The sequence below is a fragment of the Vibrio sp. 1078-1 genome (genome assembly GCF_033340475.1).
Window position 1 is genome coordinate 36,193 of record NZ_JAWOWM010000001.1, and the last position, 22,301, is coordinate 58,493.

The 22,301-nt window shown below is 45.4% G+C and carries 24 protein-coding genes; 15 read left to right on the forward strand and 9 right to left on the reverse strand.

Features of this window, described 5'->3' with window-relative positions:
- Positions 1-429 precede the first annotated feature (429 nt).
- Genes R7190_RS00195 through R7190_RS00205 form a run of 3 tightly spaced genes read left to right on the forward strand, consistent with a single transcriptional unit; the run spans position 430 to position 2,060 of the window.
- Positions 430-1,080, forward strand: a complete 651-nt coding sequence (locus tag R7190_RS00195; protein ID WP_005374358.1) for a Qnr family pentapeptide repeat protein — start codon at positions 430-432, stop codon at positions 1,078-1,080.
- Positions 1,081-1,089: 9 nt separating this feature from the next.
- Positions 1,090-1,401 (forward strand): cupin domain-containing protein, encoded by a 312-nt coding sequence (locus tag R7190_RS00200; protein ID WP_005374359.1) that lies wholly within the window; start codon positions 1,090-1,092, stop codon positions 1,399-1,401.
- A 38-nt stretch (positions 1,402-1,439) separates the two neighbouring features.
- Positions 1,440-2,060, forward strand: coding sequence for an HAD-IB family hydrolase (locus R7190_RS00205; RefSeq protein ID WP_031778857.1), 621 nt, complete (start codon positions 1,440-1,442; stop codon positions 2,058-2,060).
- A 116-nt stretch (positions 2,061-2,176) separates the two neighbouring features.
- Here R7190_RS00205 and R7190_RS00210 read toward each other — a convergent pair whose 3' ends face one another.
- Both R7190_RS00210 and R7190_RS00215 read right to left on the reverse strand, forming a co-directional pair.
- Positions 2,177-3,355: a lytic polysaccharide monooxygenase gene (locus R7190_RS00210; RefSeq protein WP_054578559.1), complete on the reverse strand. Its 1,179-nt coding sequence runs from the start codon at positions 3,353-3,355 to the stop codon at positions 2,177-2,179.
- Between the two features lie 214 nt (positions 3,356-3,569).
- Positions 3,570-4,010 carry an Lrp/AsnC family transcriptional regulator gene (locus R7190_RS00215; protein ID WP_005374369.1) on the reverse strand — a complete coding sequence of 147 codons (441 nt, stop codon included), beginning with the start codon at positions 4,008-4,010 and terminating at the stop codon, positions 3,570-3,572.
- 114 nt (positions 4,011-4,124) lie between these two features.
- Here R7190_RS00215 and R7190_RS00220 point away from each other — a divergent pair, with 114 nt between their 5' ends.
- Positions 4,125-4,709 (forward strand): LysE family translocator, encoded by a 585-nt coding sequence (locus tag R7190_RS00220; protein ID WP_054578560.1) that lies wholly within the window; start codon positions 4,125-4,127, stop codon positions 4,707-4,709.
- A gap of 179 nt (positions 4,710-4,888) precedes the next feature.
- Entirely contained in the window at positions 4,889-5,662 is a 774-nt protein-coding gene (locus R7190_RS00225; RefSeq protein WP_053303996.1) for a siderophore-interacting protein, read from the forward strand.
- Positions 5,663-5,761: 99 nt separating this feature from the next.
- Here R7190_RS00225 and R7190_RS00230 read toward each other — a convergent pair whose 3' ends face one another.
- Both R7190_RS00230 and R7190_RS00235 read right to left on the reverse strand, forming a co-directional pair.
- Positions 5,762-6,634: a LysR family transcriptional regulator gene (locus R7190_RS00230; protein ID WP_017633836.1), complete on the reverse strand. Its 873-nt coding sequence runs from the start codon at positions 6,632-6,634 to the stop codon at positions 5,762-5,764.
- Between the two features lie 80 nt (positions 6,635-6,714).
- Entirely contained in the window at positions 6,715-7,521 is an 807-nt protein-coding gene (locus R7190_RS00235) for an arylamine N-acetyltransferase family protein (RefSeq protein WP_017821026.1), read from the reverse strand.
- A 293-nt stretch (positions 7,522-7,814) separates the two neighbouring features.
- On the opposite strand from R7190_RS00235, the gene R7190_RS00240 reads away from it, so the two are divergent.
- The 5 genes from R7190_RS00240 (at position 7,815) to R7190_RS00260 (ending at position 12,282) form a co-directional block, all read left to right on the forward strand.
- Positions 7,815-8,963: an S-(hydroxymethyl)glutathione dehydrogenase/class III alcohol dehydrogenase gene (locus R7190_RS00240; protein ID WP_017821027.1), complete on the forward strand. Its 1,149-nt coding sequence runs from the start codon at positions 7,815-7,817 to the stop codon at positions 8,961-8,963.
- 62 nt (positions 8,964-9,025) lie between these two features.
- Positions 9,026-9,865 carry an S-formylglutathione hydrolase gene (gene fghA, locus R7190_RS00245; RefSeq protein WP_005374382.1) on the forward strand — a complete coding sequence of 280 codons (840 nt, stop codon included), beginning with the start codon at positions 9,026-9,028 and terminating at the stop codon, positions 9,863-9,865.
- 444 nt (positions 9,866-10,309) lie between these two features.
- The gene (locus R7190_RS00250; RefSeq protein WP_005374384.1) at positions 10,310-10,765 is read left to right on the forward strand and encodes a hypothetical protein; all 456 of its coding nucleotides are present in this window, start codon (positions 10,310-10,312) and stop codon (positions 10,763-10,765) included.
- A 5-nt stretch (positions 10,766-10,770) separates the two neighbouring features.
- A complete protein-coding gene (locus R7190_RS00255) occupies positions 10,771-11,868 on the forward strand; it encodes a GGDEF domain-containing protein (protein ID WP_005383270.1) in 1,098 nt (365 codons plus the stop codon).
- A 24-nt stretch (positions 11,869-11,892) separates the two neighbouring features.
- Complete coding sequence (locus R7190_RS00260; RefSeq protein ID WP_005374387.1) at positions 11,893-12,282, forward strand: hypothetical protein; 390 nt, start codon at positions 11,893-11,895, stop codon at positions 12,280-12,282.
- 93 nt (positions 12,283-12,375) lie between these two features.
- Here the strand turns inward: R7190_RS00260 and R7190_RS00265 are convergent, their stop codons facing one another.
- Both R7190_RS00265 and R7190_RS00270 read right to left on the reverse strand, forming a co-directional pair.
- Positions 12,376-13,179, reverse strand: coding sequence for an HAD family hydrolase (locus R7190_RS00265; RefSeq protein ID WP_186585543.1), 804 nt, complete (start codon positions 13,177-13,179; stop codon positions 12,376-12,378).
- A 94-nt stretch (positions 13,180-13,273) separates the two neighbouring features.
- Positions 13,274-14,161: a LysR family transcriptional regulator gene (locus R7190_RS00270; protein WP_005383264.1), complete on the reverse strand. Its 888-nt coding sequence runs from the start codon at positions 14,159-14,161 to the stop codon at positions 13,274-13,276.
- A 126-nt stretch (positions 14,162-14,287) separates the two neighbouring features.
- On the opposite strand from R7190_RS00270, the gene R7190_RS00275 reads away from it, so the two are divergent.
- The 3 genes from R7190_RS00275 to R7190_RS00285 all read left to right on the forward strand — a co-directional run bounded on the left by R7190_RS00275 (position 14,288) and on the right by R7190_RS00285 (position 17,556).
- Entirely contained in the window at positions 14,288-15,145 is an 858-nt protein-coding gene (locus R7190_RS00275) for an MBL fold metallo-hydrolase (protein ID WP_186585544.1), read from the forward strand.
- Complete coding sequence (locus R7190_RS00280) at positions 15,139-15,759, forward strand: DsbA family protein (protein WP_047102496.1); 621 nt, start codon at positions 15,139-15,141, stop codon at positions 15,757-15,759. The genes R7190_RS00275 and R7190_RS00280 overlap by 7 nt, the downstream gene beginning before the upstream one ends.
- A 117-nt stretch (positions 15,760-15,876) precedes the next feature.
- On the forward strand, positions 15,877-17,556 hold the full coding sequence (locus R7190_RS00285; RefSeq protein WP_047102495.1) for an RluA family pseudouridine synthase: 1,680 nt from the start codon (positions 15,877-15,879) through the stop codon (positions 17,554-17,556).
- A gap of 97 nt (positions 17,557-17,653) precedes the next feature.
- Here R7190_RS00285 and R7190_RS00290 read toward each other — a convergent pair whose 3' ends face one another.
- Positions 17,654-18,994: an MATE family efflux transporter gene (locus R7190_RS00290; protein ID WP_017633826.1), complete on the reverse strand. Its 1,341-nt coding sequence runs from the start codon at positions 18,992-18,994 to the stop codon at positions 17,654-17,656.
- A 507-nt stretch (positions 18,995-19,501) separates the two neighbouring features.
- On the opposite strand from R7190_RS00290, the gene R7190_RS00295 reads away from it, so the two are divergent.
- Positions 19,502-20,650, forward strand: a complete 1,149-nt coding sequence (locus R7190_RS00295; protein ID WP_186585546.1) for a GGDEF domain-containing protein — start codon at positions 19,502-19,504, stop codon at positions 20,648-20,650.
- A gap of 3 nt (positions 20,651-20,653) precedes the next feature.
- On the opposite strand, the gene R7190_RS00300 is transcribed toward R7190_RS00295, so the two are convergent.
- Together R7190_RS00300 and R7190_RS00305 are read right to left on the reverse strand one after the other, a co-directional pair.
- Positions 20,654-20,935, reverse strand: coding sequence for a hypothetical protein (locus R7190_RS00300; protein ID WP_005374405.1), 282 nt, complete (start codon positions 20,933-20,935; stop codon positions 20,654-20,656).
- A 132-nt stretch (positions 20,936-21,067) separates the two neighbouring features.
- Complete coding sequence (locus R7190_RS00305) at positions 21,068-21,352, reverse strand: pyrimidine/purine nucleoside phosphorylase (RefSeq protein ID WP_005383244.1); 285 nt, start codon at positions 21,350-21,352, stop codon at positions 21,068-21,070.
- Positions 21,353-21,680: 328 nt separating this feature from the next.
- Between R7190_RS00305 and R7190_RS00310 the strand changes: the two genes are divergently transcribed.
- Positions 21,681-22,184, forward strand: coding sequence for a DUF2850 domain-containing protein (locus R7190_RS00310; protein ID WP_005374408.1), 504 nt, complete (start codon positions 21,681-21,683; stop codon positions 22,182-22,184).
- Positions 22,185-22,301: the final 117 nt, after the last annotated feature.

Consider the following 22,301-nt stretch of genomic DNA (forward strand, 5'->3'; position numbering starts at 1 on the left):
TTTCAAGTAAACTCAGCGCCTTGAAGCACACGGGTATCTATATCTTTTTGAGCTGTGCGCAATCTAGCACATAGAAACCCTACTATTTTGATGGAAATCAATTTGTGAAAAATATAGGTTTTTTGTATGGAGAAACGCCATATTGATCAACAAATTATGCAAATAGGATACAATTCTGTAATGCAAACTGTGCGTGTGAGTTGCCATGCATACCCATAAATGCGAATCCTCTCGTTAAGGCTCGTAGCCAGCAAAAACTTTTTTCGCCCTCTACGTCTTCTATTTTCAAAAAACAACCCACTTAAAAAGCTCGTTTGACCCCTTAAAATCGCGATTTGAGGGGTTTGTAAAACACTGAAATACAAGAAGTTATTTTTCTGGAAAATCAGTCACTTGGAGTGCTAGTCTGCTCGCAACTAAGGAGAAGACATGTTAAAAACCGATCTCATTTTTGAACGAGAAAACTTTTCTCATCACGATTTTCAGAATGCTACCTTTAAAAACTGCCACTTTTATATGTGCTGTTTCGACCATGCCGATCTGCGCGATGCTAAGTTCATCGACTGTCGCTTTATCGAATCCAAAGCGCTAGAAGGGTGTAGTTTTCGCTTCGCGAACTTAAAAGACGCTAGCTTTACGAACTGCATGTTGGCGATGAGCCTGTTTAACGGCGCAAATTGTATGGGCTTGGAGCTACGTAAGTGCGATCTCAAAGGGGCAAACTTCCAAGGTGCGAACTTTGCTAATCGCGTCAGTAACACCATGTTTTTCTGTTCTGCTTTTATTACTGGCTGCAACCTCACCTACTGTAACTTCGAGCGAGTGTTACTAGAAAAATGTGACCTCTTTGAAAACCGTTGGAACGGTGCGAACCTCGCAGGGGCAACTCTCAAAGGCTCGGATTTATCTCGCTGCGAATTCTCGCCAGAACAATGGGGAACCTTTAACGTTGAGCAGTGTGATCTGACTCATGTCGAACTAGACGGGCTGGATGTTCGCCGCGTTTCTCTGTTTGGTGTTAAAATTTGTGATTGGCAACAAGAGCAATTGCTTGCGCCTTTTGGACTGATCATTCTCTAAGGAAAGGCCATGAACCTGTTTAAAGACTTACCGAATAACCTCGACGAGGAAGTGTTCGAAGACCTGCTGACCCACAAAAACCTGCGTATAGAACGCATTCTCTCAACGGGGCAAACCTCTCCCGAAAGTGGCTGGTACGATCAAGAAGAACATGAATGGGTCTTGGTTCTTAAAGGAGCAGGTGAGCTGACTTTTGAATCAGGTGTCGTGCAACGACTTGAGGCAGGCGATCACGTTACGATTCCAGCTCATACCAAACACAAAGTGAGCTGGACTGACCCAACGCAAGAAACCATCTGGTTGGCGGTGTTTTATCAATAAACACAAAACGATCTTAAACCAAAAAATAGGCGCTGAGTTTGCTCGATACTACTAAGCCGTCACTGGCACTGTTTGATTTTGATGGCACCATCACCCGAGAGGATATGTTTAGCCTTTTCCTCCACTATTCTGCTTATGGCCTGCGCAAACGAGTGGGAAAGGTCGCTATCATGCCATTTTATGCGCTGTACAAACTCGGAGTGTTACCCGCTCGTGTTATGCGTCCTCTCAGCAGTTTTATTGCATTTTCAGGGAAAGAAACGCAGAAAATTGAAGCGATTGGCGCTCAGTTTGCCCACGAAGTGATCCCGCTGTACTTACGGCCAGAAGCGATGGAAAGGTTGGCGTGGCATCAGCACAGAGGCGATACCATTGTGGTGGTGTCGGCATCACTCAATGCGTATCTCAAGCCTTGGTGTGAAGCGAACGGTTACCACTTGCTGTGCAGTGAACTGATCTCAGAACAGCCAAAACTGAGTGGCTTTTACCAGCAAGGTGATTGCAGTTTAGAAAAAAAAGTCTCGCGCGTTAGGGCCACGTTTTCGCTCGACGAATTTGCGTCTGTTTATGCCTACGGTGATACGCACGAAGACATTCCGATGCTCAAACTGGCAGACTACGCGATGCTCAACTGGAACGAGTGGAGAGCAAGCGAATAACGATATGTGCTCTGATTTTCAAGACAACCACTCGACCAAAGTGGTCGTTTTAGACTGAAAAAACAAACCCTTCTCACATGAGAAGGGTTTTATTGTTCAGAGCCAGAATAAATGGCTTAACGCCATACACCCCATTGACCCGTTGTGCCAGGTTCCTCACCAGACGTCCACCACTGGGCAGTCCATTCTTTGCCGTTGTGCGTCACCACATCACCTTGGTTGTAAACGGCTGTCTTGTCCCACAAATTGGTTGGTTCAACTGGTGGCGTGACATCCGCTTTGAGCAGTGACAACGCATAACTGAAGTCTGCACTTGGCGCTAATACTTGATTCGCATTCACGTTGTTACTGTCGAACATGTAGTGATTCATCTCTTGATGCCAAATACCCACATACCAATCGCCCGTTTGCTGCGCGTTAAATTGATCAGCAATTTCTGCCGCCCAAGTCGTCGTATTGTTTGCGCTGATTGGCAGTGAAATATCGACAATTTCATTGCCTGTCGCATTAAACGTACGGAAACGAATGGTGTCACCCGCTTCTACTGGTCCGAAACCTTGCTGAACAAAGTAGCCTAGAGATGTCAGATTATTGCCCGGTTCGGTTGGATCAACGGGGTCAGTCGGCGGCGTCGTACCTGTTCCGTTTAACGTAATGTCACTACAGTTGTAGAAACCTTCACCAGCCACATCAATGCGCTGCCAACGAGTATAAAGCACTGCATCGCCGGAACGATCAGCAGGGAAAGTCACCTGAATACGGTAGCGTTTTTCCGCATCAACATACACGTCACCTGCGGTGTCGATCAGCTCTAAATCACTCCAAGTAAGCGGTTTTGAATCATCATAAGTCGGCTTGGTGAGATAGAATTCCCAGTACGATGGGTTGTGCGGCGCCTTGCCGTAAAACACCAATTCAATCTGGTTGTTTGCATCTGGCGTAACATTGGTGCGCTGCCAGTTTGGAGAAGGAATGTTCAAACCTTTCTTAGCGGCATCGCCGGCAGAACACAGTTCGCCGTCACGGACTACGGCTTTAACATGCTCCATATCTCGGTAATTTGGTACGTTTGCTGCAATTTCACTGCGTTGCACAAACGGGTAAGCACCAGATTCTTCAAAAGCCGCTTTACACGCTTGGTTGGGGATCTCATTGGTCCAAAAACCACCGTCTAAATAACACGTATTCTGACGAGCACTTGGAAATTCTACCCAGCCGTGGGCGTTGACGTTAAATGAGCTCAATGCGGCAACAGCGCTTAAGCTCAAAAGAGGAAGTGTTACATGTGATTTCATCGTTCATCCTTAAATTTGCTGACTCGCCGCTCATGAACACAAGCGGTTTAAGCAAAACTAGCAGGATGAGATTATTTCGAAGGTGAGAATAAAGGTGGAAATTGTAAGAGTGCCATCTGCTTTCCAGCATTTGTTGTGTACTTATCTCATACTCGACTGACTCTTTCGAGTCACTTCAAATTCATGTGCCACAAAAACTGTCACTCTCGTTTGGCTATCGCTCGTCTTTTGGTGTGTCCATCACCACCATCGTTGTGATCGACTTGACGTGTTCGCACTCACCCAACACATCAGCATGGAACGCTTTATAAGCGGCGAGATCTTGCGTCTCTACGCGTATGAGATATTCGTTAGATCCCGTAATGTTGTGACATTCCACCACCTCATTTACAAAACGCACATGCTCTTCGAAACCCAGCTGCGCCTGCTTAGAGTGCGAGGCCAAACCAATCGACACATAAGCGACAAAACCCACGCCAAGTTGCTGATTATCCAGTACTGCTCGGTAGCCTTTGATCACGCCTTTACGCTCTAAATCTTGCACTCGGCGTAAGGTTGCAGATGGAGATAAACCAACGCGTTCCGACAGCTCTACATTGGAGATTCTTCCATCTCGTTTGAGCACTTGCAATATTCTTTCGTCAAATCTATCCATGATGATGTTTTATTGCTTATTTAGTTTCTAATCATCAAATAAAAGCACAATATTGACCTCAGTTCTACTTATAGTTGTTCTCAACTTATCGAGAACTGATTCAAGGAACAATCTATGGAATATCATCAACTGGGTGCTTTGGCGTTGTTCGCTTTTGTCTCCACTTTTACGCCGGGTCCCAATAACATTATGTTGATGACCTCAGGGGCAAATGTCGGCTTTAAACGCACTATCCCACACATGTTGGGCATTACCTTCGGCTTTGGTGCCATGCTAATTTTGGTGGGTATTGGCTTGATGAGCCTGTTCCATGCCTACCCGCTAACCCACTCCATTTTGAAAGTATTGAGCTTGAGTTATTTGCTGTACTTGACGTACAAAATCGCCACCAGCGACAAAACCGAAGCAAAACACGATTTTCGCCCAATGTCTTTTTTAGGGGCTGTCGCATTCCAATGGGTGAACCCGAAGGGTTGGTCGATGGCGTTGACGGCCATTACGGTATACAGCAGTGGCGGTGCATGGCTCGAACTGACTTTTATCGCCGGTATCTTCTGTTTAGCTAACTTGCCATCGGTGACATTTTGGACGGCGGCAGGTATGCAATTGCAGCGTTGGTTGACCACCGATAAACGCGTTAAGGGGTTCAACTACAGTATGGCTGCGCTGTTGCTTTTGTCTACGATTCCAATGATATAAGTCCATTTATGGTTAAAAAACGACTCACTTTACGTGGTTAGAGAAAGGATAGAGGTAATATTTTTCTTGAGGCTTTGGCGTTAATTCACAGTGTAAATTTGTTTAAAGACGCTACCCTCTTGTTAGGGAACTTGATAATCTTTAAATGAGAAAGAGAATAATTATCGAGTAAAGTAACAATGAAAAAGAAGCCTCAACCTAAAACGCTTGTTGTCACAGACACAGAAACCATCACTCCAAACATGCAGCGCATTACCTTGCAAGGTGAGGCGCTGAGCCACTTTCCTCGTGACTGCGAAGGCAGTTACATCAAATTACTGTTTAACGATATGGGCGGCGCGGATCTGAGCATCCTGTCAGAAGACGACCGACCAATCATGCGCACCTACACTATTCGACGCTTTCATCCAGAAACCAGTTCAATCGAAGTGGATTTCGTCCGACACGTAACGCAAGATCTGCAATGCGGATTTGCAGCGCGTTGGGCAATGGCTGCGCAAAAAGGCGACACGATCAGCATTGTTGGGCCAGGTAGCATCTCCAACTTAAATACTGAGGCGGATTGGTTCTTCATGGCTGCCGATATGACAGCACTTCCAGCCCTTTCTGCGAAAATTCGTACGCTGCCAGAAGAGGCCAAAGGCTACGCTGTGATCAGCGTGATGTCTCCAGCCGACATTCAACCCCTAAACACGCCAGCCGGTATGGAGTTGATTTGGCTAACCGAACAGCAAACCTTGGCTGATAGCGTTCGCGAACTCGAGTGGTTAGATGGTAACGCTTCGGTATGGTGTGCGTGTGAGTTCGATTCAATGCGTGCGCTGCGCCAATATTTCCGCAACGAAAAAGAAGTCGATCGCGAGAATATCTACATCAGCAGCTATTGGAAGCAAGGCGTATCTGAAGATGGGCACAAAGTGATTAAACGTGAAGACGCGGAATCCAACCAATAGTGATTCATGTCTTTTCGATTCCAGCTCTCATCCTAATAAAAACGCCCGGCATCACCGGGCGTTTTAGCGACTTCAGTTGTATTAAAGTTCATGAAAACTCTAATCCGCTAGTTCCTGCGCTAAAAAGTCGATTAACAACCTCACTTTGGGCGATAAATTTCGGCTTTGTGGATACAGTGCCCAAATGCCTTCACGGTCGTCTCGGTAATCGGTCAGCACCTCGACTAGCTCACCGTTATCTAGAGCTTCTTGAACGTAATAGTCCGGCAACTGCACTAAACCCAAACCACGTTTTGCGGCGCCCATTAGCGCAAAACCACTATTGCATTTAATTCTCCCCGATACGCGCAAAGACTTATCGCGTTTATTTTCCTTAAAATGCCAATAATCGACCGAACCAACTAGGCACTGATGTCGAGCCAGTTCGGATAATGTGTGAGGCTCGCCAAATCGCTCCAAATACATAGGGCTAGCACACACGTAATTTTGACGCGACGAAAGACGCTTTGCGATCATGCTGGAATCTTGCAGGCGGCCAAGACGAATCGCCACGTCTACCCCTTGCTCTATCAAATCCAGTTTTTGATTGGTCAGAACTAAATCGAGGTCCACACGCGGGTACTTCTCCAAAAACTGATGCAAGAGCGGCGCGAGGTTCATTTCCCCATAGGTCACAGGCGCTGTCACACGCAGCAAACCTCGCGGTTCGGTCTGCATTTGCGTTACGGCAAGCTCGGCCAGTTCTAGCCCTTCGACCAAATGTTTGCACTGCTGATAATAAAGCTGTCCAGCTTCAGACAGAGAAACTTTTCTCGTCGTGCGATGCAGTAACTTAACCGCAAGACGCTCTTCAAGTGCCGATACGCGGCGACTGATTTGTGCCACTGACGTTTTCAGTTTAGCCGCGGCAGCTGTAAAGCTGTTAGTTTCCGCTACGGCAACAAACTCGCTGACTCCTTCCCAATTCGCCATGCTGTATTCCTGTCGACCTCTTCTAGACAAATAGTGATTACATTGTTCTCGTCGCGCTACGCTTTGAAAACGGGAAAACTTTACGCGTCAGGTAACGGACGAAGTTCGTCGTATTGCGCATCAAGCTCAATGCCAAAATATTCTTTCAACGCATCCAGGTAGGTTTGACCTGGCTCTAGCTCTATTTCTGTTAGCTCTTCATGATTGGTGCATCTGAGTGTGTAGTTAAGCAGCGTCACCAACCCACTTTCTGTCGCTCTAGCAGCGACTCTTGCGCTAGTAAAACGCGAATTAGGCGAAGTCGAGGTAAAGAAGTTGCTACATGCAATGTCACCAGCACACACGAACTCTAGGTCAAAGCTGTATAGATTGTTCCACACGTCTGTTCCATCGGTTGAAAGCACTTGGAGGAAATAACCAAACTGAGCATCTTTGACAAAACGGAAGGTTTGTAAATCCGTCTGAATCACTTGGTCAAGGATAAATGGCAATGGCGCTCGAGGGGTATTGGAGCCAAAACCCACATCGACAATCCATGTTTGTTCCTCTAACGTCACTAACGTGATTTGATGACTACGACCTGTTGGTGTACCAGACACATGTACACGCCCTAACAAACTTCGCGCTTCAAACCCAAGAGTGTTGAGCACATCAAGCATTAAACCATTTAATTCAAAGCAGTAACCACCGCGAGAGTGGTACACGGTTTTTTGAATAATATCTTCAATCTCAACAGAGACGCCTCGCTGCAATGCGATGTCAAAATTCTCAAACGGCAGGCAACGATGCTGCGCCACGTGAACTCTGTGCAATGACTCCAAATCGGCGGGCAATTCACTAGGCAAGCCTAGCTTGGTTAAATAGGCACTCAGATCCGTCTTATTCATAATCACTCTTACCTAGCTGATGGTTTGACTGTTTTCTACTTTAGCCCCTCTATCTAACTTCAGGTCAATCACCTTTTCCATTTCCCTTCCGCTTTAAGGAGGCATAGCACTCTTTTTACACGCTCACCTTATCATTATTACGCATATGTAAAAATCATTTTCAATATGGACGGATTATCATTTTTACTGAAACACCTAAAATGAGCACCAACAAAACGACGCAGCGCGGTAAGCAAACCTTAACTACGCTTATTACGTCACTCCATATACTGAAAATATAAAGGAAACATCCAATGTCGCTTGAAATCAAACCTGGTCAAACTCACATAAAATCAAAAGCAATGGTCGCTTGGGCTGCAGGTGAGCCGCTTAAGATGGAAGAAGTTGATGTACAACTTCCAAAAGCCGGCGAAGTGCTAGTACGTATCGTAGCAACTGGTGTTTGCCACACTGACGCATTCACTCTATCAGGCGATGATCCTGAAGGTATCTTCCCTTCAATCCTTGGCCACGAAGGTGGTGGTATCGTTGAAATGGTTGGCGAAGGCGTAACAAGCGTTGAAGTTGGCGACCACGTTATCCCACTTTACACTGCTGAATGTGGTGAGTGTAAGTTCTGTAAATCTGGCAAAACGAACCTATGTCAGGCCGTTCGTGAAACGCAAGGTAAAGGCCTAATGCCAGATGGCACAAGCCGATTCTCTATCAACGGCGAAACTATCTTCCACTACATGGGTTGTTCTACTTTCTCTGAGTACACGGTTCTTCCAGAAATCTCACTAGCGAAAGTAAACAAAGAAGCACCACTTGAAGAAGTTTGTCTTCTAGGTTGTGGCGTAACCACTGGTATGGGTGCGGTATTAAACACAGCTAAAGTTGAAAAAGGCGACACAGTGGCAATCTTTGGTCTCGGCGGTATCGGTCTTTCTGCAATCATCGGTGCTCGCATGGCTGGTGCCAGCCGCATCATCGGTGTAGACATCAACGAAAGCAAATTCGACCTAGCGAAACAACTTGGTGCAACTGATTGCATCAACCCACAAAAATTCGACAAGCCAATTCAAGAAGTGATTGTTGAAATGACAGACGGTGGTGTTGACTACTCATTCGAATGTATCGGTAACGTAAACGTGATGCGTCAAGCACTTGAGTGTTGTCACAAAGGTTGGGGTGAGTCAGTCATCATTGGTGTTGCTGGTGCAGGTCAAGAGATCTCAACTCGTCCGTTCCAACTAGTAACTGGTCGCGTATGGCGTGGCAGCGCTTTCGGTGGCGTTAAAGGCCGCTCTGAGCTTCCAGAAATCGTGAACCGTTACATGGCTGGTGAGTTCGGCTTACAGGAGTTCATTACCCACACAATGGGATTAGCAGACGTCAACAAAGCGTTTGATCTGATGCATGAAGGTAAGAGCATCCGAACAGTTATCCATATGGATCAATAATGCTGCCTCAGGCTCTCCTTTTGGGGAGCCTGAATTCCTTCTGCTAATTAGAGAGTTTATTCATGACCATTGAAAATGTAAGCCAAGCCAAAGTGTTTGGCGGTTGGCACAAGCAATATACACACGAATCCAATGCCCTAAACTGCACCATGCGCTTCGCGATATTCTTGCCACCTAACGCAACGAAATCAAATCCCGTACCCGCGCTATACTGGCTCTCTGGTTTAACGTGTACCGATGAGAACTTTATGCAGAAAGCGGGCGCATTTCGTATGGCGGCCGAGCTTGGCATTGCGATCATTGCACCAGACACAAGTCCGAGAGGCGAAGGTATCGCTGACGACGAAAGCTATGACCTAGGAAAAGGAGCTGGCTTTTACCTTAATGCGACGCAAGCACCTTGGTCACTGCATTACTGTATGTACGACTATGTGACTGAGGAGTTGCCTGCGATCATCGAAAGTAACTTCCCAGTCTCTGACGTGAAGTCAATTTCCGGTCACAGTATGGGCGGCCACGGAGCGCTCACCATTGGTCTGAAAAATTCAGAACAGTACCGTTCTATTTCAGCGTTCAGTCCAATCAGTAACCCAATGCAATGCCCTTGGGGACAAAAAGCCTTTACTGCTTACTTAGGCAAGGAGCTTGAAAGCTGGAAGCAATACGATGCAAGTGAACTTCTAAAACAACAACAATCACCATTACCAATTTTGGTTGATCAAGGTGATGCTGATGGCTTCTTAAATGAGCAGCTTAGACCGGAAGCGCTGATTGCTGCGGCAAAAATACACGATTCAAACCTAACCTTGAGAATGCAACCAGGCTATGACCATAGCTATTACTTCATCTCAAGCTTTATTGAAGAGCACCTCAACTTCCATGCAAAATATTTGTTTGCATAGTTAATTTAAGTAAGCTCATGAAATAAAAAATAAAGTCACCAAAACTAGGTGACTTTATTTTCTTTACGTACTAACAAATACATATCTGAATATCGATGATTTAAATATGTAAAATAATGTAACTTAAGAACAAATTCGACATCCATTTCTCGCCTTATTAAATTCTCATTTCCGACACAGTATCTTTATTAAAAATGACACAAAGTTGCAATAAAAACCAATTAAATACCGCGAAATCATTACGAAACTCTACCATCATCCCAATACTCTGAGCTTTTAATTAAGAAGCAACTTAATAACCTTGACGTGACGTAAACCGACAGTTATTTTTGAAACATAACGTATTATAAAATCTCATCCGGTTGGCTCTATAATTATAAATAAATTACCGCTAGCACCTTTGTCCTAGCTAAGAAAAAAGAATAAAACTCAAAAGGGCATATGATGAAAAAGATAGTCGCGCTAGGTCTGTTTTTTGTTGCGCCATTCTTGTCTGCAAATACGATCGTATTTAGTAGTAGCCAGCAGCCTAGTGTCATACTGGAACTGGAAGAGATCCAAGCTTTACCTACCACTAGCTACACGATGACATTGCCTTGGCTTCCTGCTTCGTCAGAGTTTTTAGGCGTTAAACTCAGCACGCTTCTTACACACGTCTACGGAAAGGTACCAGAGCAGGTTGATATCAGCAGCTTAAACGACTATCACTCGACATTGTCCCGACAAGATATTCTTCGATATCAACCAATACTGGCTTATCAACAAGATCAGAATTACATAAAAGTCAGGAATAAAGGCCCTTTCTGGGTGATATATCCACTCAATCTCTATCCAGAGCTAAACTACAATAAATATCATGCGCAAATGGTATGGCAAGTAAATGAAATAAAAGAAAAATAATAAGAATGAAGTTATCAGAACCCTATTCTAAGAAACAAAGAATATTGCAATATTCTACCACCAGCAAAATGCTGCTGGTGGTGTTTGCCGTTTCTTTGCTTCTCGCGAATGTCGTGCTTTTACAGCAAACACGTTCACTCTCACAAAATTTTAATAACGAACAAAAACAAGCGACTTGGTTTTTATTCCAACTCTCCAAAGAACTATCAGAACTTGTCGGCGAGGCCAGACGGTTAGATGAAAACGTATTGAATATTGATGGTGCAGAGCTTCAATACGAGTTAGCGTGGAGTCGCTTTGACTTATTGACCAGTAGCACGAAAGCCAATAAGTTCTTTTCTCGGAACAACATGCACCTTTACTTCATTAATCTTTTTGAAGAATTCAAAGAGCTAGAAAAACAACTAGTAGAAGCTAGAACAGGTGATAGCCAAGCTGCTGCTGCATTTTATCGTTCAACTCAAACACTATATTTAGGCTTAATAGACTTCGTTAATCAAAACTTCCGCCTAAGCAGTAAAGCTTATGAAGCACAAAAAGGTCAAACCCAGCGCTTAATGCAAGCACAATATATGTTGTTTGCGACGTTCGTTTTGTCGATTATCTCTCTAACTTATTTCTTTTATCGTGAATCCCATTTTCATAGAAAATTGGCGCTCAGCGACCCTTTGACGAACCTAGGGAACCGCAATGCACTATTCATAACCCTAAACAAATTTACTCAAGAAAAAAGGCCCTTTTCTCTCTGGATTCTAGATTTAAATGGTTTTAAAGAAGTCAACGACACACACGGACACCAAGTTGGCGACACTGTACTGCGGGAAATCGCTAGGCGGCTTAATTCTATGGCACTCAATGATTTTACTGTTTATCGCATGGGAGGAGATGAGTTCGCGGTTATCCTTGAAGGTGAACATCTCAATGAAGAGAACGTACGTGAGCAGATAAATACCGTCTTTGATGCACAAATATTAAACTCCGATAAAGTCTCAACACTTTCAACAAGCATGGGCTTAGCGCAATACCCTAAAGACAGTGACAATGTTGACTTTCTTATCAGCATAGCGGATAAGCGCATGTACAAAATGAAATTTCAACGTTAAACGGTATATATGATGAGAAAGTTCATGCAAGTACTGCTTCTACTGGCAGTCATTGCGGCAGGTGTGTTGGCTTGGGTATTTATTCCATCGCACGAAACCATCGGGCAAAAAACGCTTGAGCAGGCACTCAACGACGACTACAGCCTCGTTGGACATCGAATCTACTCAACCGATCCGGATGCTGGCAACCGATTCGGCTACTTCGTATTGGCAACGGGCCAGAGCATTGAAGAGCAAGAGCCGTTTTTGGTCACTTCGGATCAGTTTATTCGCATGGAGAAAACGGGTGATAATACCTTGTCTGTGACCGTCAATGGCCGTATTTACCATTATCATAACGACTTGTGGGTGCCAAAATCAGACGGGAAATTGCAACACTTTTTAGTCAGTGCAACCGCCAAGTACGTACGCTAAAACGGGAACCTTACTCCCCCCAAAAAAACAAAGCCCCGCATACACTGCGGGGCTTTTTACGTGAAGAAGAAAATAACATCGAAAGAATGAGCGTTACTTCGCTAATACTTTCTCTTTAATCACTTTGAGTACCCCAGCCTCTTGGTTGCTTGGCGCAGAATAACGAGCAATTTTCTTAATCTCTTCGTGCGCGTTGGCAACCGCGTACGAATGCTCACTGACTTGCAGCATTTCAAGGTCGTTGAGGTAATCACCAAACGTCATGGTTTCTGCCGGAGTAAAATTCATCGTCTCTTGAAGGTGCTGAATGGCCGCGCCTTTAGAGGCCTCGGCATTCATCACATCCAGCCAGATTTTTGCACTCACCACGACTTTATGCGTTGCGCCAAACTTCGTATTCATGGTCGGGAACAAGAGCTCTTCCGAACCGCCAAAGTGACAAATTGCCACCTTAATGAACTCGTCTTCGACCTCAAGCAAATCCGGCACATATTCACAGCGGTGGTAGTACTTTTGAAATTCTTCCAGCGATAGCTGATCATGCGTTTCGATGTACGCCGAGCGCTTGCCACACAATACGATGTTCGCCCCGTCAATCTCACGAGCCGCTTTCACAATCTCCAACACTTCCGCTTTAGGAATGGTACAACTGTAGAGCTCTTTGTCTTGGTACATCACCAAGGTGCCGTTTTCAGCCACATACAACAGTCTGTCTTTGATTGGCGCGAACGTGTCTCGCAGGCTGTAATACTGACGACCAGACGCAGCGGAGAACAAAATGCCTTGCTCTTCCAGTTGCAAAAACAGATCGAAAAACTCTGGATCCAAACGACCGTACTGGTCAAGCAATGTGCCATCCATATCGGAAGCAATAAATTTGATGCAAACTTGTGACATTAACGAAAACTCTAAATGATGCTGCGAAAATATATCCATGTAAGGTACAGGATCTTGTATGAATCTCAAGTCGGGATGACGACGCTTTTCGCATTCACCAAGGGTGCTGTTTAAAGTAATCTTCACTGTGATCGATGAAAGCTCTCACCGCAGGAGACAAGTGTTTACGTGATGAATACAGCGCATAAATGTTGAGATCATTGGGCTTCCAATCCGGCAACACCGACTCAAGCTGACCCGATTTGAGATAGATATTGCTCAAGTAAGTTGGCAACATCGAAATACCCATGCCTTGTAAAGCGCCATGCAATAACGCCGTGGCCTCATTGCTGGTTAGGCGACACTCAATTCCCACCGATTCGAACTGGTCGCCCTGAGACAAATGCCACACGTGACGCTCAAAGTTTTTGTATCCCAAACAGTCGTGTGAAGATAAATCTCGCGGATGCGCGATCGCGTGGTGAGTTTGTAAATATTGCGGTGATGCTACCAACACCGATTCGCACACCGCAATCGGCTTACCAATCAAAGAAGGATCGGGATCTGACGCAATTCGGATCGCCAGATCGATACGTTGTTCGGTTAGATCACTCACTGAATCTTGCAGATCTATGTCGATATGCACTTTGGGGTGCTTTTGCATAAAACTGTTTACTACGGGGATCAACTGTGAGAATCCAAATGAAGTACTAGACGCAAGACGGATTTTTCCGGACAGCTCACCATCAGCGGCAATGTTCGACGTTAATGTATCGGCCTGTTTTAACCAGCGCTCAATCTGAGGCAAGCTGCGCTCCCCTGCGGTGGTGAGGGACACCTTGCGCGTGGTGCGGTGTAACAAACGAGTTTGCAGCCAGTTCTCCATCGCCTCTACATAACGAGTTACCATTGGCCGAGACATGTCTAACCGTTCTGCGGTCGCGGTAAAACTGCCAGAATACACCACATCTACAAATACTTTTGCTGCCGTTACTCTATCCATATATTTGCTCGAAATAAGAAATAGTGATGCACATTATTGTGTATTTTTCCGAGCGTATCAATTTCCTAATATAGCTCCCGTTCCCAAGCCATCGTCGCTTGGCCCCAAATTCTTTAGGAGCTTATTATGAAAAAATTCACTTTGATTACTGCATCCATTTTAATGGCAAGCCCTGTTCTAGCCTCTCCCCTTACTCTTGAGGTTTACAACGCCGACGGTAACAGCTTCCACGTAAACTCAACCTTGGTATACGGTGAGACTGACGCCATGGTTATCGACACTGGCTTCACCAAAGCTGACGCGATGCGCATTGCCGCTAAAGTGCTGGACTCAGGCAAAACGCTTAAAACCATTTTTATCAGCCAAGCGGACCCAGACTACTACTTTGGCGCAGAGGCCTTACACCAACAGTTCCCTGATGCGCAGATCATCACAACGCCTGCGGTTCAAAAAATTATTAAAGAGAAATTGGCTGGAAAGCTGGCGTACTGGGGACCAAAGCTTGGCGCAAACGCACCGGTAAAACCAGTGATCCCTGTCGCGTACGATAAAGCATCATTGGAGCTAGAAGGTCATAAGATTGAAATTCGTGGTAACCATGGCACATCAGCACACCGCCCTTACCTATGGATTCCAGATAACAAAGCGATTCTAGGTAACGTAGCCGTGTACTCAAACGTACATTTGTGGATGGCAGATGCCGCTGACCAGACCGCCATCAATGCTTGGGAGCAGCAACTTAGCGAGATGCTTGCGCTTAAACCTCAAGTGGTCATTCCTGGTCACATGAAAGCAGGCACAAAGCTGAACGCAGACACCATTCGCTACTCGCAACAATACTTGCAGGATTTTCAGCAAGCGAAAAAACACAGCAATAACAGCGTTCAACTCATTGACACCATGTCTGCGAAATACCCAGAAGCTCAATTGCCAATCGCGCTAGAAATCGGTGCGAAAGTGCATACTGGTGAAATGTCATGGTAACCGTGCATTACTTCTTCGATCCCATGTGTGGTTGGTGCTACGGGGCATCACCACTCATCGAAGCCTTGATGGACACCTCTCAATTTAAGGTAGAGCTTCATCCCGGCGGTATGATTGAGAAACGCGCGATTGAACCTGAATTTCGTCAGCACATCATCAACAGTGACGCTCGTATCGCAACCGAAACCGGAGCAACGTTTGGTGAAGCATATCTGCAACGCGTGAAAAGCGAAGATGCGTTTGTTCTTGATTCTTATCTACCCACACAAGCGATCTTGAGTGCGGAGAAAATGGGGCTGAATCCATGGCACATGCTAAAGGCCATCCAATCTGCGCATTATCAGCTCGGGTTAAAAGTGAATGAAGCATCGACGCTCAAAGCCATTGCAGAATCGCTAGGTTTAACAAGTGATGCGTGGGAGCAAAACATGGCGTTAAGCGAAGCCGAACTAGATGAGAGAATTCGCTCTAGCCGACAATTGATGCGACAGTTACACGTTGGTGGTTATCCAACCCTGATTGCAGAAGTAAATGGCGAGTACTTGACCTTGCCGCACTCGACCTACTACGACAAACCGGCACAGTGGAAGCTTGCATTACAAAAACTGCAATAAGCTCTTCCCCACTCGCTCTTGTTCTTAATCCAAGAGCGAGTGCCAACACCGACATGGCAATCCTGACTCAAACAGGTACAATCCTCGCTCGATTTTTTACTCGCGCGGATACCCACCATGCACTCGCCTGAACATTGTTTTACTCGTTTTACTGCTGATATTTCTGGCTATGAATTGCCAACGCAGTTTACGTTTCCGTTCTACTACACGCCGCATCCTCTTTGCGTTATGGCCGCAAAGCAATTGCAACAGCACTTATTAGCGCAAACCGACTTCGAACACGATTTTGGTTTGGTTAATGAAGAAACGGGGCGAGGCAAAATGTTTGGCGTATTGCTGGTAGAAAACCCTCAAGGCGAACTCGGATTTTTAAGTGCGTTTTCTGGCAAAATTGCTGACCAAAACTTGATTCCAGGGTTTGTCCCTCCTGTGTATGACATGCTGACCGATGAAGGTTTCTTCCGCGCAGAAACGGATGCCATCAACGCCGCCAATGCGGAGTACAAAACCTGTGCCGCGAATCCGGAATTGGCAGATCTTAAAGCGCAAATACAAGCCGACCGAGCCGCTTATCAACAAGAAGAGCAAACACAGCGCCAAGTGATGATTGACGGCCGCGCCGCACGCAAACGACAGCGTCAACAGGGCGAGCAAACACTCAATGCCGATGACCTCAAAATCTTATTGGATGAGTTGGGTAAGCAAAGTGTCGCCGAGAAAAACGTTCTCAAATACTTAAAGCAAGCGTGGGATGAAAAGCTTGCAATCAAAGAAGCGCGCTTGGCTGAGTTAGAGCAGCAACTTGCTCACCTGAAAGAGCAGCGCAAAACGCTCTCCAACGCTTTGCAGCACAAATTGCATAAACAATACCGCTTTCTAAACAACCATGGCAAAACACGCGACTTGGTGGACATTTTTGCGGACACCACAAACCCAGTTCCACCAGCAGGTGCGGGGGAATGTGCTGCGCCAAAACTGCTTCAATACGCGTTTAAACACGGATTCAAACCGCTGGCGCTGGCAGAATTTTGGTGGGGTGTGTCGCCAAAGTCTGAAGTTCGCCAACACAAAAAATTCTACCCATCGTGCAACAGCAAATGTCAGCCGATTTTGGGCCATATGATGCAAGGGCTGGATGTCGAACCTAATCCATTGGCGGAGAATTGGGCAGAAGACAAAGAACTAGAGATAATCTACCAAGACGACGCTATGGTCGTCGTCAACAAGCCCTCGGGCTTACTTTCAGTGCCTGGTAAAACTATCAAGGACTCTGCTTATACGCGCCTACAAGCGATGTACCCTGATGTGGAAGGGCCGTTTGTGATTCATCGTCTCGACATGGCGACCTCTGGCATTTTGGTGCTTGCCTTAACTAAGCGCGCGAACAAAAGTCTGCAAAAACAGTTTATGGCTCGCGGCGTACAAAAACGTTATATGGCACTGCTCGAAGGCGTATTAAACGAGCCTGAAGGGGAAATTTCACTGCCAATGCGTGGTGACCCAGACGACCGCCCACGTCAACTGGTGTGTTTTGAACACGGGAAACATGCAGAAACCTACTGGCAACTGATTGAAGTCAAAGATGGGCGCAGCAAGGTATACATGTATCCGAAAACCGGGCGTACTCACCAACTACGTGTACACAGTGCTCATCACATGGGGTTAAACATGCCGATGGTTGGTGATGGTTTATACGGCGAAAAAGCCAACCGCTTACACCTGCATGCTGAGATGCTAGAGCTGGATCATCCATACAGCAAAGAGCGCATGGTGTTCAAAGCTGAGTGCGAATTCTAACGTCTTCCCGATTTTAAATAACAAAAAGGCACTGACTATCAGTGCCTTTTTTGTTTTCTAACAACAGAATAAGCGTGATGCGCAATACCGAAAACCGTTAGCTCACCTTAAACTTGGTCCACACCTGAGAGCGCCAACGTCTTGCCATGATGATACCACGTACCCATTCATCGAGTGCGATTGCCATCCAAGCCCCTAAAACGCCATAACCCAAGTGGATGCCAAAGATGTAAGAGAAAAGCACGCCTAATCCCCACATACTCAAAATCCCCATTTGCACTGGGAACTTGATGTCACCCGCGCCTTTGAGCCCCGCGATAAAAATCAGGTTAAACACACGTCCAGCTTCGAGCAAAATTGAGCCCATGACTAACGAACTTGCCAATGCGAGTATTTCCGGTTGATCGGTAAATACGCGTAGAATCTCTTCTCTAAACAGGTAAATCAGTGTGGTTGCCGCCGTTGATGCCACAAATCCCACTAAGAAGTAGATTTGTACGCGTTTTAAAATGCTACTCACCCAACCTTTACCGATGTAGTAACCGGTCTGAATTTGCGCAGCCTGACCAATTGCCAGCGCGAAAGCAAACGAGAAACGGGCAATGTTTTGCGCATAAGTGAAAGCCGCCAACGATGCCGTCCCCATTTGCACCACAAAGTATACAATGCAGATTTGCGCCACGTTGTAAGACAGCACCTCACCCGCGTTCATGCCGCCGATTTTTAAGATCTTTTTGTAAATCTCTGCCGGTACTTGTTTCATAGTCGACATTGGTAGTTCAATGCTACTGCGAGCGAGAATAAACCATAACATTAACGTACCGATGACTTGGCTGACGACGGTTGCTATTGCTACACCTTGCACACCATACACAGGTAAACCGAATGGCTGGTAAAGCGCAATATAGTTACCAATGATGTTGAACACACCCGAGATCAAATTCACCACCATTGGGGAACGTGAATAGCCATGACTACGCAGAATAGTTGTAAAAACAACGCCAATCGTAACGTTAAACGTCATCGCACCACTTATCAGCAGATATTCATGAGCGTACTGCTCAACTTGCGCTTCCAAGCCGTAATACGGGAGTAGATATATCGCACCAAGCACGGCAATCACACTCAATAGCACACCGACGAGCACAGACAACGCAATACTCGCAACACCAACGCTCACTGACTCTTGCTCGCGTCCAGCGCCATTGTATTGGGCAATCAAAATCCCCGTACCGCTACTGACAAACGTCGAAACGATGATTAAAAAGAAGGTAATCTGCGTGATCACACCAACAGCGGATACGGCTTTGTCTGAGTAGCCACTCAGCATGAACACGTCACTGGTTCCTAAAGCCGTCCGTAGCAAAATTTCGACAAGAATTGGCCAAGCTAATGCCACGATGGACATTCGTTGGTTGATGTTTTGGCTTTTAGGCATGCTTGTAACCTTTCCTACAACTAAAAACTGCCTCACAATATTTGTGAAGCAGTTTAAAAATAGTGACTCGAACGAAGCTCGATATGAGGTTGTGATTTAGCGCGGATTCTAGTCGCATATTGGTCATAACGACAACAATATTTCGCCCTGTTTCGGAAAAATATTTCTAATGCATTTTCGAAACGACATATGCCTTGACGATACGTAGAGCAGAGATTGGTGAACAATACTCTCAATCAACGAGCACCGAACAGAATCAGGATAATCAATAGAAATATCTCCAACTAGATACATTACCTTGAGTTATCAGTCCAACCATATAGAGCCATGAAGAACCGTCATGAAAACCTGCATGCGCCACCATTCCTCTTTGAACACTCGCACCAAATCACACTGATGGCTTTGCACTAAAAATGACTGATATCACATTTGGAAACTTTGTTGTTCTATTTATCGCGAAAATACCGCCTAGAATAAGCGTACACGTTAATTAAGCAAGGATACGTAATGTCGACATTGGCTGGGGCGCGCTTAGAAGAAATGGCGGACATCCGCTCAACAAGAAAAAAGAAAATTGTCTTTTTATGCTCCAGTATCGCCGCTGCCTGTTTAACTTATGGTTCTATTGCTCAATCACTTGAGAATAACTGGGGTTTAAGCTTTTTCCATGCTTTGTGTGCCTTGGCATGCTTAGCAATCAGTTATGTAATAAAAGTCCAGCGGCACCATCAATACGCCGACTTATGGCTAAGTGCTGTCTTAATGTTCGAAGGGTTATTGTTACTTCTGTATAACGACGCTCCGTCAGGCAAAATGTTATGGCTATATCCTATTGTCGCCACTCTGGTATTAATTAATGAGTTTAAGGTCGGTCTGTTGTTCAGTGGCACCTACATTTTACTGATCTTTTTTGGGGTCGCTTTTTTAGATCGACTGCCAACAGCCACAGAAATCATAGAGCGGAGATTGATGCTGACCCTGATAGCGACCGCGTTTGTGTGTCACACGTTCTCGTATTACTACACGAAAGTCCTCAATTACATTCAAACACTGTATCGTGAGGGGATTGAGGAGTTAGCATATTTTGACCAGCTCACTGGGCTTGCCAATCGCTGGAGCTTTGAGACTTGGGCGCGCGCAAAGCTCGATGAAATCAAGCACTCATCTGATGACAGCATCACCGCATTGGTCTTTCTCGATATCGATAACTTCAAGCACATCAACGACACCTACGGGCACGATATTGGTGACCAAGTACTTCAAGCCTTCGCAACTCGATTAAAAAATAACATTCGCAACAAAGACAGAAAAACCGATAAACACGACTACTCCATCGCTCGATTTGCGGGCGACGAGTTTGTAATCATGCTTTACGATGTAAAAAGTAAAGATGACCTCGACAGCATCCTAAAACGGATCGTGAATCTGTTTCCGACAGGTTACCGAAGCTACGATATGATTAACGAGTTAACGATGAGTGTAGGTGCTGCTATCTATAAGCAAGATGCAAAGGATTTGTCTGAATTGACTCGATGTGCAGATAAAGCAATGTACGCAGCTAAACATACTGGTAAAAACCAGTACGCCTTTTATGAGCACTGCAATACGGAGGAACTGTCAACATCTGATGCACCAGCGGTACCAGAAGCTTGCTAATGACTAAGCGAACACATGCATCACCCAAAGCCCCACAACGAGGAATACGATTAACCACACTACTTGCAACGTTCTGTTCGGCTTGTCTTGCTGACGAGTGGGGTGATCTTTAAACGCACGGCCCTTCATTTTGCCCATTAAGCTCTTTCCTAGAGCACGTCGATAAAATTCACGTCTCTTATGAGCGGCATTGGCAACTTCGGTAAAGCGCTGTCTTTGCTCATTGGTGAGATCTTTGTCCTCGTAACGAGGAGGGAGATCAGAATGCTTGCGTTGTACTGCCATCACTTCCTCCCTGGTCGATGGGTACATTTTTATTAAGTATATACCCAAATAACCAAAAAGATGCGTTATAAGTGAAGCACATAGACGAAAAAACCACCCGAAGGTGGTTTTATGACGAGCAACAAATGAACGCTAGAAGTACTCACATAAATACGCAGTCGCTTCTTTCACTTGAAGCTCAAATGAAGAATTACCTTCCACTTCAAAAAACTCACCACTTTGATAAGTCGTCCAATCGCTCTCGCCAACACGCTTGACCACAAGCGCACCTTTTACAACCGTCATACGCTCTGGTGCTTGAGTACCAAACGTGTACTCACCAGGAAGCATCACACCAACGCTAACATCCTGATCTTTCTGGTTAAAGCCCAGTGATTTTACACTACCAGCAAAATAGCTATTTTCCTTAATATTCATTATTGGTTTCCTTATCAAAAGTCCGCTCTTTTTTACCTTGTTTCTTTCCGTTACTCAAGCTTTGAAAGCCATTAAACTCAACGTAATAACGCACATCCTTTGCTACTGAGCGAGAACCTCTTTTCACGAGGATTAATCAGGCGACCTAAACCGAGCAAGAAAAACTGCGAAGTAATGAATGTGAGCAAACAACAAAACCATCAATAAGATGTGTATCTGAATGTAAAAGTGGACATTAGATCATAGTTTCGTCGTCTCAATGGCGGGATTGTTTGTTTTTAAAAAGGAAGGTTTCCACCATGTTAAAAAAGTGGAGAAAATTAGATCTATGACGGACTCGACTCGCCGAAGGCGAAAAGCACGACAAGAACCAAAACTTTCATTTTTGGCTCGCCACCAATCCAAAATCCTCAAGAGTACATTTGTCTGCTTCGGGATGGGTCTGTTGACGTTTTTTGGCTATCAAATCCACCTCTCCTATCAAGACCACATTGATCCGGAAAAGGTGTACGGCGAATGGATTGAGATTGGCGCGCCACCCTACCAAACAGAACGTCTCGTTTTCACTGAAGATGGGGTATACCGAAACCATCGACTTATTACGACGGAATTTGAATTCGATGGCAAGGTCATCACGTTGAATACCGGATTAGGAAAGACCGCGTATCAGATCTCAGGCTCTCATCTTTCACCTCAAATACGCCGTATTGAGCCTCTTATTCCAGATCAGCGATTCATTCGTAAAGGATTTGAGCATACCGTTCAGGGCTCAGAAACCGGCGCAGCCTCTAAACGTCGTGCCGCGTTGAGTGAACACTTCAGCCGTGACTAGTATGTCTTCACGGCTATTTTTCCTTTCAATTCTCTTTCTATATCAATGAAACAAAGCCTTAATAAACAACAAAATAAGGCCTTCATCGCATTTAACTAACTCGTTACTGAGTAAACA